Source organism: Bacillus sp. 205(2023), assembly GCF_037027485.1.
Lineage (GTDB): Bacteria > Bacillota > Bacilli > Bacillales > Bacillaceae > Bacillus > Bacillus halotolerans.
This window is the reverse complement of record NZ_JAXCHF010000002.1, coordinates 90,361-104,455: the sequence shown is the minus strand read 5'-3', so window position 1 is coordinate 104,455 and position 14,095 is coordinate 90,361. Positions and strand designations below refer to the sequence as shown.

Here is a 14,095-nt window from a genome sequence, read left to right as displayed (position 1 = left end):
TTGACTATGAAAAGCGTGGTGTTTTTTATGAAAGACGTATCTATTTCCTCTTTGGAAAATATGAAATTGAAAGAGCTATATGAACTTGCAAGACATTATAAAATCTCCTACTACAGCAAACTGACAAAAAAAGAACTGATTTTCGCCATTCTGAAAGCGAATGCAGAGCAGGAAGATCTTCTGTTTATGGAAGGTGTTCTTGAGATCATCCAATCAGAGGGATTTGGCTTCCTGAGACCGATTAACTATTCTCCAAGCTCTGAAGACATTTACATCTCAGCTTCACAAATCCGTCGTTTCGATTTACGGAACGGAGACAAAGTATCAGGCAAGGTTCGCCCGCCAAAAGAAAACGAGCGCTATTATGGACTTTTGCACGTTGAAGCGGTAAATGGAGATGATCCGGAATCGGCAAAAGAGCGCGTTCACTTCCCAGCCCTTACTCCGCTTTATCCAGACCGCCATATGGTGCTCGAAACAAAACCGAATTTCTTGTCTACAAGAATTATGGACATGATGGCGCCGGTAGGCTTTGGCCAGCGCGGTTTGATTGTTGCGCCGCCGAAAGCCGGGAAAACGATGCTGCTGAAGGAAATCGCCAACAGCATTACAGCGAACCAGCCTGAAGCAGAGCTGATTGTGCTGTTGATTGACGAAAGACCGGAAGAGGTTACAGACATTGAGCGTTCTGTTGCTGGGGATGTCGTCAGCTCAACGTTTGATGAAGTGCCGGAAAACCATATCAAAGTAGCCGAGCTTGTGCTTGAACGCGCTATGCGCCTCGTTGAACACAAGAAAGACGTCATTATCCTGATGGACAGTATCACACGTCTGGCCCGCGCCTACAACTTAGTGATTCCGCCGAGCGGAAGAACACTTTCCGGAGGGATTGACCCGGCAGCGTTCCACCGTCCGAAGCGTTTCTTCGGGGCGGCGAGAAATATCGAAGAGGGCGGAAGCTTAACGATCCTCGCCACTGCTCTTGTTGATACAGGATCCCGTATGGATGATGTCATCTATGAAGAATTCAAAGGAACGGGCAACATGGAGCTTCATCTTGACCGCTCTCTGGCAGAACGCCGCATCTTCCCTGCCATCGATATTCGCCGTTCTGGAACGCGAAAGGAAGAGTTGCTTGTGCCTAAAGAGCATCTTGATCGTTTATGGTCTATCCGCAAAACGATGTCAGATTCGCCTGATTTCGCGGAAAAATTCATGAGAAAAATGAAAAAAACCAAAACAAACCAGGAATTTTTCGATATTCTCAATCAAGAATGGAAACAGGCAAATCTATCATCAGCCAGACGATAAAATCTATTTGCAAAAGAAGTAAATCACTGATATAATTTTCTCATATGCGTTTCGGACAATGCTCCGAAATAGTTAACTCTGTTTCCACACGGGATTCAGGGCGGAAGGAGATGGATACAATGAAAGCAGGAATTCATCCTAATTTCAAAAAAGCAACAGTTAAATGCGCTTGCGGAAATGAATTTGAAACAGGCTCAGTAAAAGAAGAGGTACGCGTTGAGATTTGCTCTGAATGCCACCCATTCTACACTGGCCGTCAAAAATTCGCTTCTGCTGATGGTCGTGTTGATCGCTTTAATAAAAAATACGGTCTTAAGTAATAATAGATTTTTCAACAGGCAAGAAGCACTTCTTGCCTGTTTTTTATATTGTCAAAAACACAGCTGGCAGAGAGAGGGGAGCAGAGCCAATGTACATAATGAAGCAAAGCGGGTGGCTGGAGCTGATTTGCGGCAGCATGTTCTCGGGAAAATCTGAAGAGCTGATCAGAAGAGTGAAGAGAGCAACTTATGCCAAGCAGGAGGTCAGGGTCTTTAAACCTGTGATTGACAATCGATACAGCGAGGATGCTGTTGTTTCCCATAATGGAACATCTATGACGAGCTATGCCATTTCTTCGGCTGAGGACATTTGGAATCATATCAGTGAGAGCACGGATGTGATTGCAGTGGACGAGGTTCAATTCTTCGATCGGTCAATCATTGGTGTTTTATCGTCTCTTGCCGATAAAGGCTACCGTGTGATCGCGGCGGGCCTTGATATGGATTTCAGAGGAGAGCCGTTCGGCGTTGTGCCGGATATTATGGCCATCGCTGAAAGTGTGACGAAGCTGCAGGCCGTCTGTTCCGTCTGCGGATCACCGGCAAGCAGAACACAGCGGCTCATTGACGGAAAGCCGGCTTCTTATGATGATCCGGTCATTCTGGTGGGGGCGTCCGAATCCTATGAAGCAAGATGCAGACATCATCACGAAGTCCCGGGAAAATCTAAAAACTAATACAAAACATGGGTAAAAAGATAGAAAGCACCGGCCGAAAAGCTGGTGTTTTTTTATATATTCTGATAACAATCAATTAAAAAATTTAATTAAGTGTATTAAAAAATTAAGTAATTTTCTTCCCTTGAATTTTGATTTTGACAGGCATAAAATAACTAACGTAATGTAAATAGTTTTGAGACATTGTTCGAATAATTGTCACAAAGTCGCATAAAGATCATGATCGGTTATTTTTAGATGAGTTATTACTTAACTTGGTTAACTATTTCAAGAAAGAAGGAGATTTGCTTGAATAACATTAAAAAAACTAAGGAAGGCCATTTAGAAACAACATTAAGAGGAAAAGAAGTTTTATCTATTCCTACTTTAAATAAAGGTGTTGCTTTTACATTAGAAGAAAGACAAGAACTTGGCTTAGAAGGACTTCTTCCGCCAACTGTACTTTCTCTTGATCAACAAGCAAAACGCGCATACGAGCAATTTAAAGCTCAGCCAGACCGCCTTCGTCAAAATGTTTACTTAAATGATCTTGCTAACCGCAATGAAGTTCTTTTCTATAAATTGCTGCAAAATCACCTTCGTGAAATGCTTCCTGTTGTGTACACACCAACAGTTGGTGAAGCAATTCAAGAATACAGCCATGAATACAGAAGACCTCAAGGTATCTACTTGTCAATCGACAACATTGACGGTATTGAAAAGGCTTTTGAAAACCTTCATGCGACAGCAGGCGATATTGATCTTATCGTTGCAACTGACTCTGAAAGTATCCTTGGTATCGGTGACTGGGGTGTAGGCGGTATTAACATCGCTATCGGTAAATTGGCTGTTTACACTGCTGCAGCTGGTATTGACCCTAGCCGTGTTATCCCTGTAGTGCTTGATGTCGGTACAAACAACGAAAAACTTTTAAATGATCCTTTATACATTGGTAACCATCATGAACGTATTTCTGATGAACGTTATGAAGAATTCGTTGATGCGTATGTAAAAGCTGCGCTTAAATTCTTCCCTAAAGCGCTTCTTCACTGGGAAGACTTTGGAAACAAAAACGCGCGCAATATCATGAAAAAATACAACAACGAAATCCTGACATTCAACGATGATATTCAAGGTACAGGCGCAATTACACTTGCTGGTGTGCTTGCTGCTATGAAGAAAACAGGCGCATCTATTAAAGATCAGCGTGTAGTTGTCTTCGGTGCAGGTTCAGCTGGTATCGGTATTGCTGACCAAATCCGTGACACAATGGTGCTTGCTGGATTATCTGAAGAAGAAGCAAACAAAGCGTTCTTCACACTTGATTACAGAGGCCTGTTAACAGACGATATGGAAGGCATCCTTGATTTCCAAAAACCTTACCTTCGCAGTGCAGCAGAAGTGAAAGACTGGAAACGTGATGAAAAAGACCAAATTTCATTCGATGAAGTGGTTCGCCAAGCAAAACCAACGATCTTAATCGGCACTTCAGGGGTTTCAGGAGCGTTCACAGAGGAAATTGTGAAAGAGATGGCATCTCACGTAGACCGTCCGGTGATCATGCCGATGTCTAACCCGACTCACCTTGCAGAAGCTGTTCCTGAAGATCTGTTCAAATGGACTGACGGAAAAGTGCTTGTAGCAACAGGAAGCCCATTTGACAATGTCGAGTACAATGGCGTTTCTTATGAAATCGGACAATCTAACAACGCATTCGCATTCCCTGGTCTTGGCCTTGGTTCAATCGTAGCTGAAGCGCGTGTTATTACGCCTGCTATGTTTGCTGCAACAGCTGATGCGATTGCTGAAATGGTTGATTTTGAAACACCTGGAGCTGGATTGCTTCCAAGCATCGACAAGCTTCAAGAAGTATCTATTCAAGTTGCCATTGCTGTAGCTGAAGCAGCGATCAAAGACGGCGTAGCAAATCGTCAGCCTGAAGATGTAAAACAAGCTGTTCTTGATGCAATGTGGACACCTGAATACAAAAAAGTCATCGCAAAATAATTGAGCGTGTAATTTTTCTGTCCGAGGGAAAGCTTTGAATAAAGCTAAAGTATACGGACATAGGATTTGGAGGAGAATATTTTGAGCATCTTAGATATCTTAATCCTCCTGGCACCGATCTTCTTTGTTATCGTGCTGGGTTGGTTTGCAGGACATTTCGGAAGTTATGATGCCAAGTCAGCAAAAGGGGTAAGTACGTTAGTAACGAAATACGCACTTCCAGCTCACTTTATCGCTGGTATTTTGACAACTTCCAGAAGTGAATTTTTATCACAAGTTCCATTAATGGTTTCTTTACTTATCGGAATTGTTGGTTTCTATATCATCATTCTATTGGTTTGCAGATTTGTCTTTAAGTATGATTTAACGAACTCATCCGTATTTTCTTTGAACTCTGCACAGCCGACATTCGCATTTATGGGTATTCCTGTATTGGGAAGCTTGTTCGGTGCGCAAGAGGTTGCGATTCCGATCGCTGTAACAGGTATCGTTGTTAACGCGATTCTTGATCCGCTTGCGATCATTGTTGCTACAGTGGGTGAGTCTTCTAAGAAAAACGAAGAGAGCGGCGACAGTTTCTGGAAGATGACAGGGAAATCAATTCTGCATGGTCTTTGTGAGCCGCTTGCAGCTGCTCCGTTAATCAGTATGATCTTAGTGCTGGTTTTCAATTTCACTCTTCCTGAGCTGGGTGTTAAAATGCTTGATCAGCTTGGAAGCACAACATCTGGTGTTGCTCTCTTTGCTGTCGGTGTTACCGTTGGTATTCGTAAAATTAAACTCAGTCTGCCGGCTATCGGTATTGCGTTACTAAAAGTTGCGGTTCAGCCTGCGTTAATGTTCCTGATTGCTCTTGCAGTCGGACTTCCAGCTGACCAAACAACAAAAGCGATCCTTCTTGTTGCATTCCCTGGTTCTGCCGTTGCAGCCATGATTGCGACTCGTTTCGAGAAACAAGAGGAAGAAACTGCGACTGCGTTTGTGATCAGTGCGATTCTGTCATTGATTTCACTTCCAATTATTATTGCGCTTACTGCGTAATCAAAAAAGCTCCCTTTAAGGGGAGCTTTTTTACTTTACGTTTGAAATTTAAACAGTGACAGCAGCGGTTTTTTTCTTGTTTTTATTTTTTCGGAAGAAGCAGCAGTCTCAGGGGTCGGCTGAGCGGTGAATTCTTTCATATGTGAGGTCAGTGATTGCAGATCAGCAAGAATGTCATCAATTTCTCTTCTGTGCTGCAGAAGCTGATAGGATACGCCCTCATCGGCTTTTTGTTTAAGCTGGCGTTCCAGTTCCTCAATTCTTGCCAGCAGCCCGTTTTCGTCCTGTTTTTGCTGTAATAAGGTGTCAAGCTTTTGTTCGAGCTGTTCGATTCTTTTCTCTGTGTCACTGTTTGTTTTTTGGACAAGGAAGCCTGTGCGCTTCTTATTGCTTTGCGGCACATTGATATCCTGAAGCGCCGTGCCTTCAGAAATTTGTTTTTGAACAGATTTCAGGACTTGCACATCTTCAGCCGTAAACGAATAGTGTCCGAGCTCGTTCCGTTCAGCCGGAAGGTTCAGCTGCTTCACCCACCGCTGCACTGTTTTTGCGGAGACGCCGAGTTCACTTGCTACCATATTTGTATTCATGATCCCATACCTCCTTTTTAGCTAGGTATTCGACCATGGGGAGCGGTTCCCTTCCTATTAGACAAAACAAGAAAAGATTCGGCAAAGAAAGTGGGCATCTCCCTTTTTTCTTCAAAAACCGTTATTGCTCATACAGCTCTAACGGAAGCTGATCGGGATCAAAAAAGAAGGTGAACCGCTTGCCTGTCAGCGGATCTGTCCTGATTGGCTCTGTCTCGATTCCTTTTTCGTGAAGCTCCTGAACAGCCTGTTCTAAGCTGCTGACCGTAAAGGCAAGATGACGGAGCCCTGCACCTTCAGGACGGGTTTGACGTGCGGGCGGATCAGGGAACGAAAACAGCTCAATGACGTACGAGCCGTTAAGCGACAAATCAAGCTTGTAGGAGTCGCGCTCTTCTCGGTATGTTTCTTGTATCACCTGAAAACCGAGCTTATGTACGTAGAAAGCTTTCGACTTTTCATATTCTGAGCATATGATTGCAATATGATGTATGGATGTAAGCAATACGATCCCTCCTCTTTTTCAGTATAGCAGAGGAGGCTTTTTTAACTGGGATTGAAATGCTTTTGACTGGCGATAGTCCCTATACTATAATGAGAATGTTACGCACAGGAAAACAGAGGTGAAGACCGTGTTAGACCGTTTAAAGTCAATCGAAGAACGATATGAAAAATTAAATGAGCTTTTAAGCGATCCAGAAGTTGTCAACGATCCGAAAAAGCTTAGAGAATATTCGAAAGAGCAATCTGATATACAAGAAACAGTTGACGTATATAGACAATACAGAGATGCGTCAGAACAGCTGGCTGATGCAAAAGCAATGCTTGAGGATAAGCTTGATGCTGAGATGCGCGACATGGTGAAGGAAGAGATTTCTGAACTCCAGAAAGAAACGGAAACACTGTCAGAGCGTCTGAAGGTGCTCCTGATCCCGAAAGATCCTAATGATGATAAAAACGTTATCATGGAGATCCGCGGAGCTGCAGGCGGAGAGGAAGCTGCTTTATTTGCAGGCAACCTGTACAGAATGTATTCCCGCTATGCCGAGCTTCAAGGCTGGAAAACCGAGGTCATGGAAGCAAGTGTAACCGGAACGGGCGGCTACAAAGAGATCATCTTTATGATTACGGGCAGCGGCGCATATTCTAAACTCAAATATGAAAACGGCGCTCACCGTGTTCAGCGTGTTCCGGAAACAGAATCAGGCGGCCGTATCCATACTTCTACTGCAACAGTAGCATGTCTTCCTGAGGCCGAAGAGGTAGAGGTTGACATTCATGAGAAGGATATCCGTGTTGATACGTTTGCTTCAAGCGGACCGGGCGGACAAAGCGTGAACACGACAATGTCTGCCGTTCGTCTGACGCATTTGCCGACAGGCGTTGTCGTATCATGCCAGGATGAAAAATCTCAAATCAAAAACAAAGAAAAAGCAATGAAGGTTCTCCGTGCCAGAATCTACGATAAATTTCAGCAGGAAGCACAGGCTGAATATGATCAAACACGGAAATCGGCTGTCGGATCAGGTGACCGCTCTGAGCGTATCCGCACATACAACTTCCCGCAAAACCGTGTGACGGATCACAGAATCGGCCTGACCATTCAAAAGCTTGATCAGATTCTTGAAGGAAAACTTGACGAAGTGGTTGAAACACTGATTGTAGAAGATCAGGCAAGCAAGCTTCAGCAGGCGGATAGTTAAGATGAAGACGATATTTGAAGCCCTGAAATGGGCTTCTTCTTATTTAACGGAAGCGGGAAGAGAAGAAAATGCGGCTGAACTGCTTTTGCTTTATGATACCGGAATGGATAGAAGCAAGCTGCTCGCCAGCCTGCAGGAACCGATCGGCGAAGATGAGCTGTATCGCTTTAAACGCCACGTCGATATGCACAAAGAAGGCGTACCGGTTCAGTACATTATCGGAATAGAGTTTTTTTACGGACGGGAATTTATGGTGAATGATGATGTGCTGATCCCGCGTCCGGAAACGGAAGAGGTTGTCTGCCATCTTCTTGAGAAATATAGAAGTGTCTTTTCTGAAGGAGAACAGCTCGAAGTGGTAGATGTCGGCACCGGCAGCGGCGCAATAGCCGTCACGCTTGCACTGGAAAACAAAAACTTTTCTGTTTCAGCGATTGATATCTCCAAAGAGGCGCTGGACGTTGCTTCAGCCAATGCGGAAAAGCTCGGAGCGGAGGTGCATTTTCTTCAAGGCGACCTGCTTGAGCCCTTTATTAAGGCAGGAAAAAAAGCGGATATTATCGTCTCAAACCCTCCTTATATTTCTGAAGAAGAAATGGCCGATTTATCTGGGATTGTCCGTTTCCATGAACCTTTGCATGCCCTCACTGACGGCGGAGACGGGCTGAAATTTTATAAGCGGTTTATGGAAGCCATTCCGCTGGTCATGAAGAATACCGCGCTTGTCGTCTTTGAAATCGGGTGGAAGCAGGGCGCAGCTGTAAAAGAGCTGATTCTGCATGCGTTTAAGGATGCGGCAGTTGAAGTCCTGAAGGATATTAACGGAAAAGACAGAACCATATGCGCGGTAATTCATAAGAATAAATAAGCAGCTTGCTGGTGAGTTGAGATAAGAACGGGACCAGCAAGCTGTTTTAACACCAGCAAAGGGGATGTAAAAGATGAAAAAGGCCCTGACAGCAGGAATTTTACTTATTGCCATTGAAAGTATGGTGGGTTCTATTTTTGCGCAAGCCATTTCTTATGAATACATTTTCGGCATTGCGTCTCTTGTTTTGATCGGGCTTGCCATTGTGACATCGGGTTTAGCTGTAAGCGGAAGCAACCAGCGGGCAAATTACCATTCAGAAACCAAAGAAGGCCGGACAGCCCGGTTGAAAATATCAGCTGCTTTCTTTGTTGCTGCCATACCTTCTATTCTATGTTATCTATTGACCGTTTTGATCTAATGAAAAAGGAAGCCCTTAGGAGGCTTCCTTTTTTTGCAGCAAAACAGAATCCCATATCCAGTAGACAACAGCTGTTAATACAGCGAAGATGTAAAAGGCTGTATTTTGAAGCAGGGATTGCCCGGAAGGCTGCAGCACCCCAAAGATGATCGCGTTGGCGATAAACGCCGCGGCAAGATAATACAGCAAGTACAAAGGGCTGAACCGTTTCGGCTTTTTATTCATCATGATCTGAAGCGGCAGCGCGAATATTAAATAAGGGAATAAGAAATAAAAGGCCATCGTTACGAGAGCAGCTATAATAAAGGAATGAATGTAAATAATCGAATAAAGAACTGACATCGTGAACGCTGACAGCAGCACTGTGTAATTATATTTCATTTTAAACCTCCTAAAACACTATCGTACCATAAATTAGATTAAAAGCTTGCTAGATTTTTTTGCCGCTGCAGGTTTACTCCATACGTTCCTTGTCCATAATAGGGCTAGATACAAAGCACGGAGAGGAACGGTGGGGACCGATGAAAAAAACAGTTATCATTTGTATATATATGTTTCTTTTATTATCTGGGGCACTCGTAGGATTGGCGAAAGAAGAGACGGCACAGCAATCTGAAAATGAGCCGGTTGTCATTCCGGACGAGGCGATTCGCCTGAGAATATTGGCAAACAGCGATCGTGGCGAGGACCAAGCATTAAAGCGTCATATCAGAGACGCCGTCAATAAAGAAATCACAACATGGGTCAAGGATATTACTTCTATTGAAGAAGCGCGGCGTTTGATCCGCTCAAAGCTGCCTGATATCAAGGAAATTGCAAAAGAAACCATGGAAAAAGAAGGCGCCAGTCAATCAATATCTGTTGATTTTGACAAAATCTCATTTCCGACAAAACTTTATGGCAGCATGGTATATCCTGCTGGAGAATACGAAGCCATTCTGATTACGCTTGGGAACGGTGAAGGTGCCAATTGGTGGTGCGTGTTATTCCCGCCGCTCTGCTTTCTTGATTTTTCGAATGGGGAAGCCGTAAAAGAACAAGAAGATAAAGAAGCATCAAAAAAACAAACAGAAAAAGCGCTTGAGGACTTAACAGCCAAAGCGGAGAAAGCTGAAAAAGAAGATAAGAAAGAGAAAGAAGACAATACAGAAGTGAAATTCTTCGTTGTCGAATGGTTTTCCGATCTTTTTTCTTAATCGCCAGGTCTAAAAATAGATTTGCTTCATAGATTGGAAGAAAGAACGCTGAAAACGGGGTGAACGAATGTTTTATCAACTGCGGGTGGCAAGGGAAAAGGACGGAGACATACTTGAGGAATTTTTAAAACAGGCCAAAACGAATCATGAGGGCGTAAAGGAAGGGTTCACCCAGTTTCTGATGCTGGAGGACAGCGAGAAAAACATAGCCGGCTGTCTGGGGATCGAAAAAATCAGCTGCGATCAAGCCCTGCTTCGCTCACTTGTGATATCGGACAAGCTTCACCAAGGTCATATTGTATCGCTCTTTCAAAGCATGGAGGTGCTTTGTGAAAAGCATGAGATTAAAACGGTATACTTGGTAGCCAATCAGCATTCTTCGGCTGATTTCCTGGGGGCCATGGGCTTTGAACGGGCAGAGAGTGTGCCGGAAGAGCTGTTTGCCTCGGATCACTTCTGTGAATCAAGGCAAGCGGAAGGGGCCGTCTTAATGAAAAAAGCATCCGGATAAGTGAGATTTATACACAAACTTATCCACTTCTTTATATGCGTTGTCCACAATTTGTGGATAACGCTTGTTTTATTACAGGACATCTTTTATACTTTCAAAAGGATTACACGCGTAAAACGATCGTTTTATTGTTGTGAATAAGGAGTTTGGTCAGAAATGAAAACGAAAAGATGGTTTGTGGATGTAATGGACGAGTTATCCACAAATGATCCACAAATTGCACAAGCAGCCGCTTTGCTCCGGGAAAATGAGGTTGTCGCGTTTCCGACAGAAACTGTGTATGGTCTCGGCGCAAATGCGAAAAGCACAGATGCGGTCAAAAAAATATATGAGGCGAAAGGGCGGCCGAGTGATAATCCACTGATTGTCCACATTGCGGATATCAGTCAGCTTGACGGTTTAACAGGCCCGGCGCCAGAAAAGGCGAAAATATTAATGAAGCGCTTTTGGCCAGGGGCGCTTACACTGATTTTGCCTTGTAAACCTGGTGCGCTGTCACCCCGTGTAACGGCAGGGCTGGATACAGTGGCCGTCAGAATGCCTGATCATCCGCTGGCTCTGGCACTCATCCGTGCCGCGGGTCTCCCGATTGCAGCGCCGAGTGCTAATTTATCAGGCAAACCAAGTCCGACAAAGGCTGAACACGTGGCTCACGACTTGGATGGCCGCATAGCTGGAATGATGGATGGGGGATCTACGGGAATCGGTGTCGAATCAACCGTACTTTCATGTGCAGGAGAAACCCCTGTGCTCCTTCGTCCGGGCGGCATTACAAAAGAACAAATAGAAGCCGAAATCGGACCGATTCTTGTGGATAAAGGGCTTGCTGATCAAAATGAGAAGCCGATTTCTCCGGGAATGAAATATACACATTACGCGCCGTCAGCGCCGCTTGTTATTTCTGAAGGAAGCCCTGAGCGCATTCAAACGCTTATTCAAGAATATCAGCAGGGCGGAAAACGGGTCGGCGTCCTGACGACAGAAGAAAATGCGGATTTTTATTCGGCTGACTTTGTGAAGAGCTGCGGCAGAAGAGATCAGCTTGAAACAGTAGCGGCAGCCCTCTATGATGCATTGCGCAGTTTTGATGAAGAAAAGGTTGATTTTATTATTGCAGAATCGTTTCCTGACACAGGCGTCGGACTTGCTATTATGAACAGGCTGATGAAAGCAGCCGGAGGAAGAGTGATTCGCTGACACAGTCAGAAGTTCTAACCCCTTTTGGACACGCATAGGCTAAAAAAGCGGGCGTGTCCAAGGGGGTTATGCATGTGATGTCGGATATGTTTATAGGCGAACTGATTACCTTAAGCATCATGGCGTTTGCTTTAGGTATGGATGCTTTTTCTGTCGGCCTCGGAATGGGCATGGTCAAACTCAGAAAAAAGCAGATAATCTATATTGGATTCATTATCGGTCTCTTTCACGTCATCATGCCTCTAGGAGGGATGGCGGCGGGAAATATGCTGTCAGGACTCCTCGGCATGGTAGCCGTATATATCGGGGGTTCGCTGCTGTTTGTTCTCGGTGTTCAAATGGTGATCGCATCTTTTAAACAGTCAGAAGAACGTTTGATGTCACCGGCTGGGCCTGGCTTATTGTTATTTGCAGTCGGCGTCAGCCTCGATAGTTTCTCCGTCGGTCTGAGCCTTGGAATATACGGCTCGCATCCGCTTCTCACCATTACCCTGTTTGGGCTTTTCAGCATGATGTTGACTTGGCTGGGCCTGATAATCGGAAAGCAAGTACAGTCCTGGCTCGGCTCATACAGTGAAGCGCTCGGGGGGACCATATTAATCGTATTTGGCCTTAAGCTGCTTTTGCCAATTTAATATACCAATAAAAGAAACGATGTCGCCGTTTCTTTTTTCTTCATATATAATAGAAAAAAATAAGGGGTGACTGACATGAACATCATTTTTGTCTGTACTGGAAATACGTGCCGCAGTCCAATGGCTGAGGCGCTTTTTAAATCAATTGCAGAAGCGGAAGGGCTGGATGTCAGCATCCGCTCGGCAGGCGTATTTGCCTCACCTAACGGGAAAGCGTCGCCTCACGCGGTCGAAGCGCTTTTTGAAAAGCGCATTGCCCTTAATCATGTTTCTTCGCCATTAACTGAAGAACATATGGAATCGGCAGATTTGGTTCTGGCAATGACCCACCAGCACAAACAGGTTATCGTCAGCCAATTCGAACGTTATCGTGATAAAGTGTTTACGCTAAAAGAATATGTGACAGGCAGCCGGGGCGATATTATAGACCCGTTTGGCGGCTCCGTTGAAATTTACAAAAAAACGAGAGATGAGCTTGAAGAGCTTCTTCAGCAGCTGGCAGAACGATTGAAAAATAACGGCAAATAACTTGTCAGAGAATCTGCAGACAGGTCATTTGCAAATCCTGCGTGAAGGAGTAGAATATAGTGAAAAGCACATCGATATGGTGTGAATCAATGAGCGGACAGGCTGCGCGGTCAACAAAGCGGGCGGGCCGCATCACACACGCTGGGAGGAAAAGCTGATGAAAGTAGCCATAGCATCGGATCATGGCGGCGTTCACATTCGAAACGAAATCAAAGATCTAATGGACGAATTGCAAATTGAATATGTCGATATGGGCTGTGACTGCGGCAGCGGATCTGTCGATTATCCGGACTATGCTTTTCCGGTGGCCGAAAAAGTAGTAAACGGTGAAGTGGACAGAGGCATTTTAATTTGCGGGACAGGCATTGGCATGAGCATTTCCGCCAATAAAGTCAAAGGCATCCGCTGTGCGCTGGCACATGATACATTCAGTGCAAAGGCGACGAGAGAACATAACGATACTAATATCCTCGCGATGGGCGAACGGGTGATTGGACCCGGTTTGGCACGTGAAATTGCGAAAATCTGGCTGACCACTGAATTTACTGGCGGAAGACACCAAACCCGCATCGGAAAAATCTCGGACTATGAAGAGAAAAACCTGTAGGGGTGCTGCTCGATGAGTGAGATCACACAAACGTGGAAGACGATGCTGTCAGAGTTTCAGGACAAAGCGGGATTGAAAGAAAATCAGCTCTTTGTCCTTGGTTGCAGCACAAGCGAAGTGGCCGGCAGCCATATTGGCACATCAGGCAGTACAGACATCGCGGAAAGCATCTACAGCGGACTTGCAGAGCTGAAGGAAAAAACGGGAATCCATCTGGCGTTTCAATGCTGTGAGCATTTAAACAGAGCGCTTGTAGTGGAGGAAGAAACGGCCGAGCTGTTCAGGCTTCCGGCCGTTTCCGCTGTACCTGTTCCAAAAGCGGGCGGGGCGATGGCTTCTTATGCGTTTAAGCAAATGAAGTCTCCTGTTCTGGTAGAAACCATTCAGGCAGATGCCGGAATAGATATAGGCGACACGTTTATCGGCATGCACTTAAAGCCGGTTGCTGTTCCTGTACGCATTTCTCAGAACAGTCTCGGTGCTGCCCATGTGACATTGGCGCGCACACGGCCAAAGCTGATCGGCGGAATGCGGGCAGTTTATGAGTGTGAATGAGAAAGGACT

At 45.0% G+C, this 14,095-nt stretch carries 18 protein-coding genes; 15 read left to right on the top strand and 3 right to left on the bottom strand.

From position 1 onward, the window contains the following. The first annotated feature begins 27 nt into the window (after positions 1-27). The 5 genes from rho to WA325_RS08030 all read left to right on the top strand — a co-directional run bounded on the left by rho (position 28) and on the right by WA325_RS08030 (position 5,335). The gene (gene rho / locus WA325_RS08050; RefSeq protein WP_010332253.1) at positions 28-1,311 is read left to right on the top strand and encodes a transcription termination factor Rho; all 1,284 of its coding nucleotides are present in this window, start codon (positions 28-30) and stop codon (positions 1,309-1,311) included. A 119-nt stretch (positions 1,312-1,430) separates the two neighbouring features. Further along, positions 1,431-1,631, top strand: a complete 201-nt coding sequence (gene rpmE / locus WA325_RS08045) for a 50S ribosomal protein L31 (protein WP_003151132.1) — start codon at positions 1,431-1,433, stop codon at positions 1,629-1,631. 89 nt (positions 1,632-1,720) lie between these two features. Next, positions 1,721-2,308 (top strand): thymidine kinase, encoded by a 588-nt coding sequence (locus WA325_RS08040; RefSeq protein ID WP_024123184.1) that lies wholly within the window; start codon positions 1,721-1,723, stop codon positions 2,306-2,308. 288 nt (positions 2,309-2,596) lie between these two features. Beyond that, positions 2,597-4,294: an oxaloacetate-decarboxylating malate dehydrogenase gene (malS, locus tag WA325_RS08035; RefSeq protein ID WP_336183430.1), complete on the top strand. Its 1,698-nt coding sequence runs from the start codon at positions 2,597-2,599 to the stop codon at positions 4,292-4,294. Between the two features lie 81 nt (positions 4,295-4,375). Beyond that, positions 4,376-5,335 (top strand): AEC family transporter, encoded by a 960-nt coding sequence (locus WA325_RS08030; RefSeq protein WP_024123182.1) that lies wholly within the window; start codon positions 4,376-4,378, stop codon positions 5,333-5,335. Positions 5,336-5,370: 35 nt separating this feature from the next. Here the strand turns inward: WA325_RS08030 and racA are convergent, their stop codons facing one another. Together racA and gloA2 are read right to left on the bottom strand one after the other, a co-directional pair. Continuing rightward, positions 5,371-5,925 carry a chromosome-anchoring protein RacA gene (gene racA / locus WA325_RS08025; RefSeq protein WP_095712809.1) on the bottom strand — a complete coding sequence of 185 codons (555 nt, stop codon included), beginning with the start codon at positions 5,923-5,925 and terminating at the stop codon, positions 5,371-5,373. 121 nt (positions 5,926-6,046) lie between these two features. Then, the gene (gloA2, locus tag WA325_RS08020) at positions 6,047-6,436 is read right to left on the bottom strand and encodes an SMU1112c/YaeR family gloxylase I-like metalloprotein (protein WP_202853149.1); all 390 of its coding nucleotides are present in this window, start codon (positions 6,434-6,436) and stop codon (positions 6,047-6,049) included. Positions 6,437-6,557: 121 nt separating this feature from the next. Here gloA2 and prfA point away from each other — a divergent pair, with 121 nt between their 5' ends. The 3 genes from prfA to WA325_RS08005 all read left to right on the top strand — a co-directional run bounded on the left by prfA (position 6,558) and on the right by WA325_RS08005 (position 8,857). Further along, a complete protein-coding gene (prfA, locus tag WA325_RS08015; RefSeq protein WP_024123179.1) occupies positions 6,558-7,628 on the top strand; it encodes a peptide chain release factor 1 in 1,071 nt (356 codons plus the stop codon). Position 7,629: 1 nt separating this feature from the next. Then, positions 7,630-8,496: a peptide chain release factor N(5)-glutamine methyltransferase gene (prmC, locus tag WA325_RS08010; RefSeq protein ID WP_326049849.1), complete on the top strand. Its 867-nt coding sequence runs from the start codon at positions 7,630-7,632 to the stop codon at positions 8,494-8,496. A 73-nt stretch (positions 8,497-8,569) separates the two neighbouring features. Further along, on the top strand, positions 8,570-8,857 hold the full coding sequence (locus WA325_RS08005) for a DUF5316 family protein (RefSeq protein WP_105954109.1): 288 nt from the start codon (positions 8,570-8,572) through the stop codon (positions 8,855-8,857). A 15-nt stretch (positions 8,858-8,872) separates the two neighbouring features. Here the strand turns inward: WA325_RS08005 and WA325_RS08000 are convergent, their stop codons facing one another. Then, complete coding sequence (locus WA325_RS08000; RefSeq protein ID WP_248338191.1) at positions 8,873-9,238, bottom strand: UPF0715 family protein; 366 nt, start codon at positions 9,236-9,238, stop codon at positions 8,873-8,875. Between the two features lie 140 nt (positions 9,239-9,378). On the opposite strand from WA325_RS08000, the gene spoIIR reads away from it, so the two are divergent. The 7 genes from spoIIR to WA325_RS07965 all read left to right on the top strand — a co-directional run bounded on the left by spoIIR (position 9,379) and on the right by WA325_RS07965 (position 14,086). Then, positions 9,379-10,053, top strand: coding sequence for a stage II sporulation protein R (spoIIR, locus tag WA325_RS07995; RefSeq protein WP_336183429.1), 675 nt, complete (start codon positions 9,379-9,381; stop codon positions 10,051-10,053). 67 nt (positions 10,054-10,120) lie between these two features. Continuing rightward, positions 10,121-10,564, top strand: a complete 444-nt coding sequence (locus tag WA325_RS07990; RefSeq protein WP_024123174.1) for a hypothetical protein — start codon at positions 10,121-10,123, stop codon at positions 10,562-10,564. Between the two features lie 156 nt (positions 10,565-10,720). Continuing rightward, positions 10,721-11,761: an L-threonylcarbamoyladenylate synthase gene (locus WA325_RS07985; protein WP_105990807.1), complete on the top strand. Its 1,041-nt coding sequence runs from the start codon at positions 10,721-10,723 to the stop codon at positions 11,759-11,761. 77 nt (positions 11,762-11,838) lie between these two features. Further along, positions 11,839-12,396 (top strand): manganese efflux pump MntP, encoded by a 558-nt coding sequence (locus tag WA325_RS07980; protein WP_103671876.1) that lies wholly within the window; start codon positions 11,839-11,841, stop codon positions 12,394-12,396. A 75-nt stretch (positions 12,397-12,471) separates the two neighbouring features. Further along, complete coding sequence (locus WA325_RS07975) at positions 12,472-12,924, top strand: low molecular weight protein arginine phosphatase (RefSeq protein WP_105990808.1); 453 nt, start codon at positions 12,472-12,474, stop codon at positions 12,922-12,924. Between the two features lie 157 nt (positions 12,925-13,081). Then, on the top strand, positions 13,082-13,531 hold the full coding sequence (rpiB, locus tag WA325_RS07970; RefSeq protein ID WP_024123169.1) for a ribose 5-phosphate isomerase B: 450 nt from the start codon (positions 13,082-13,084) through the stop codon (positions 13,529-13,531). A gap of 12 nt (positions 13,532-13,543) precedes the next feature. Further along, positions 13,544-14,086, top strand: a complete 543-nt coding sequence (locus WA325_RS07965; RefSeq protein WP_024123168.1) for a TIGR01440 family protein — start codon at positions 13,544-13,546, stop codon at positions 14,084-14,086. Positions 14,087-14,095 lie beyond the last annotated feature (9 nt).

Bases quoted from the DNA above. Each gene is read 5' to 3' on its own strand.
- spoIIR (WP_336183429.1), top strand. From the start codon at position 9,379: ATGAAAAAAACAGTTATCATTTGTATATATATGTTTCTTTTATTATCT.
- rho (WP_010332253.1), top strand. From the start codon at position 28: ATGAAAGACGTATCTATTTCCTCTTTGGAAAATATGAAATTGAAAGAG.
- WA325_RS08040 (WP_024123184.1), top strand. From the start codon at position 1,721: ATGTACATAATGAAGCAAAGCGGGTGGCTGGAGCTGATTTGCGGCAGC.
- WA325_RS07980 (WP_103671876.1), top strand. From the start codon at position 11,839: ATGTCGGATATGTTTATAGGCGAACTGATTACCTTAAGCATCATGGCG.
- rpmE (WP_003151132.1), top strand. From the start codon at position 1,431: ATGAAAGCAGGAATTCATCCTAATTTCAAAAAAGCAACAGTTAAATGC.
- WA325_RS08000 (WP_248338191.1), bottom strand. From the start codon at position 9,238: ATGAAATATAATTACACAGTGCTGCTGTCAGCGTTCACGATGTCAGTT.
- WA325_RS07990 (WP_024123174.1), top strand. From the start codon at position 10,121: ATGTTTTATCAACTGCGGGTGGCAAGGGAAAAGGACGGAGACATACTT.
- rpiB (WP_024123169.1), top strand. From the start codon at position 13,082: ATGAAAGTAGCCATAGCATCGGATCATGGCGGCGTTCACATTCGAAAC.
- WA325_RS07975 (WP_105990808.1), top strand. From the start codon at position 12,472: ATGAACATCATTTTTGTCTGTACTGGAAATACGTGCCGCAGTCCAATG.
- prmC (WP_326049849.1), top strand. From the start codon at position 7,630: ATGAAGACGATATTTGAAGCCCTGAAATGGGCTTCTTCTTATTTAACG.
- WA325_RS07985 (WP_105990807.1), top strand. From the start codon at position 10,721: ATGAAAACGAAAAGATGGTTTGTGGATGTAATGGACGAGTTATCCACA.
- WA325_RS07965 (WP_024123168.1), top strand. From the start codon at position 13,544: ATGAGTGAGATCACACAAACGTGGAAGACGATGCTGTCAGAGTTTCAG.
- WA325_RS08005 (WP_105954109.1), top strand. From the start codon at position 8,570: ATGAAAAAGGCCCTGACAGCAGGAATTTTACTTATTGCCATTGAAAGT.
- racA (WP_095712809.1), bottom strand. From the start codon at position 5,925: ATGAATACAAATATGGTAGCAAGTGAACTCGGCGTCTCCGCAAAAACA.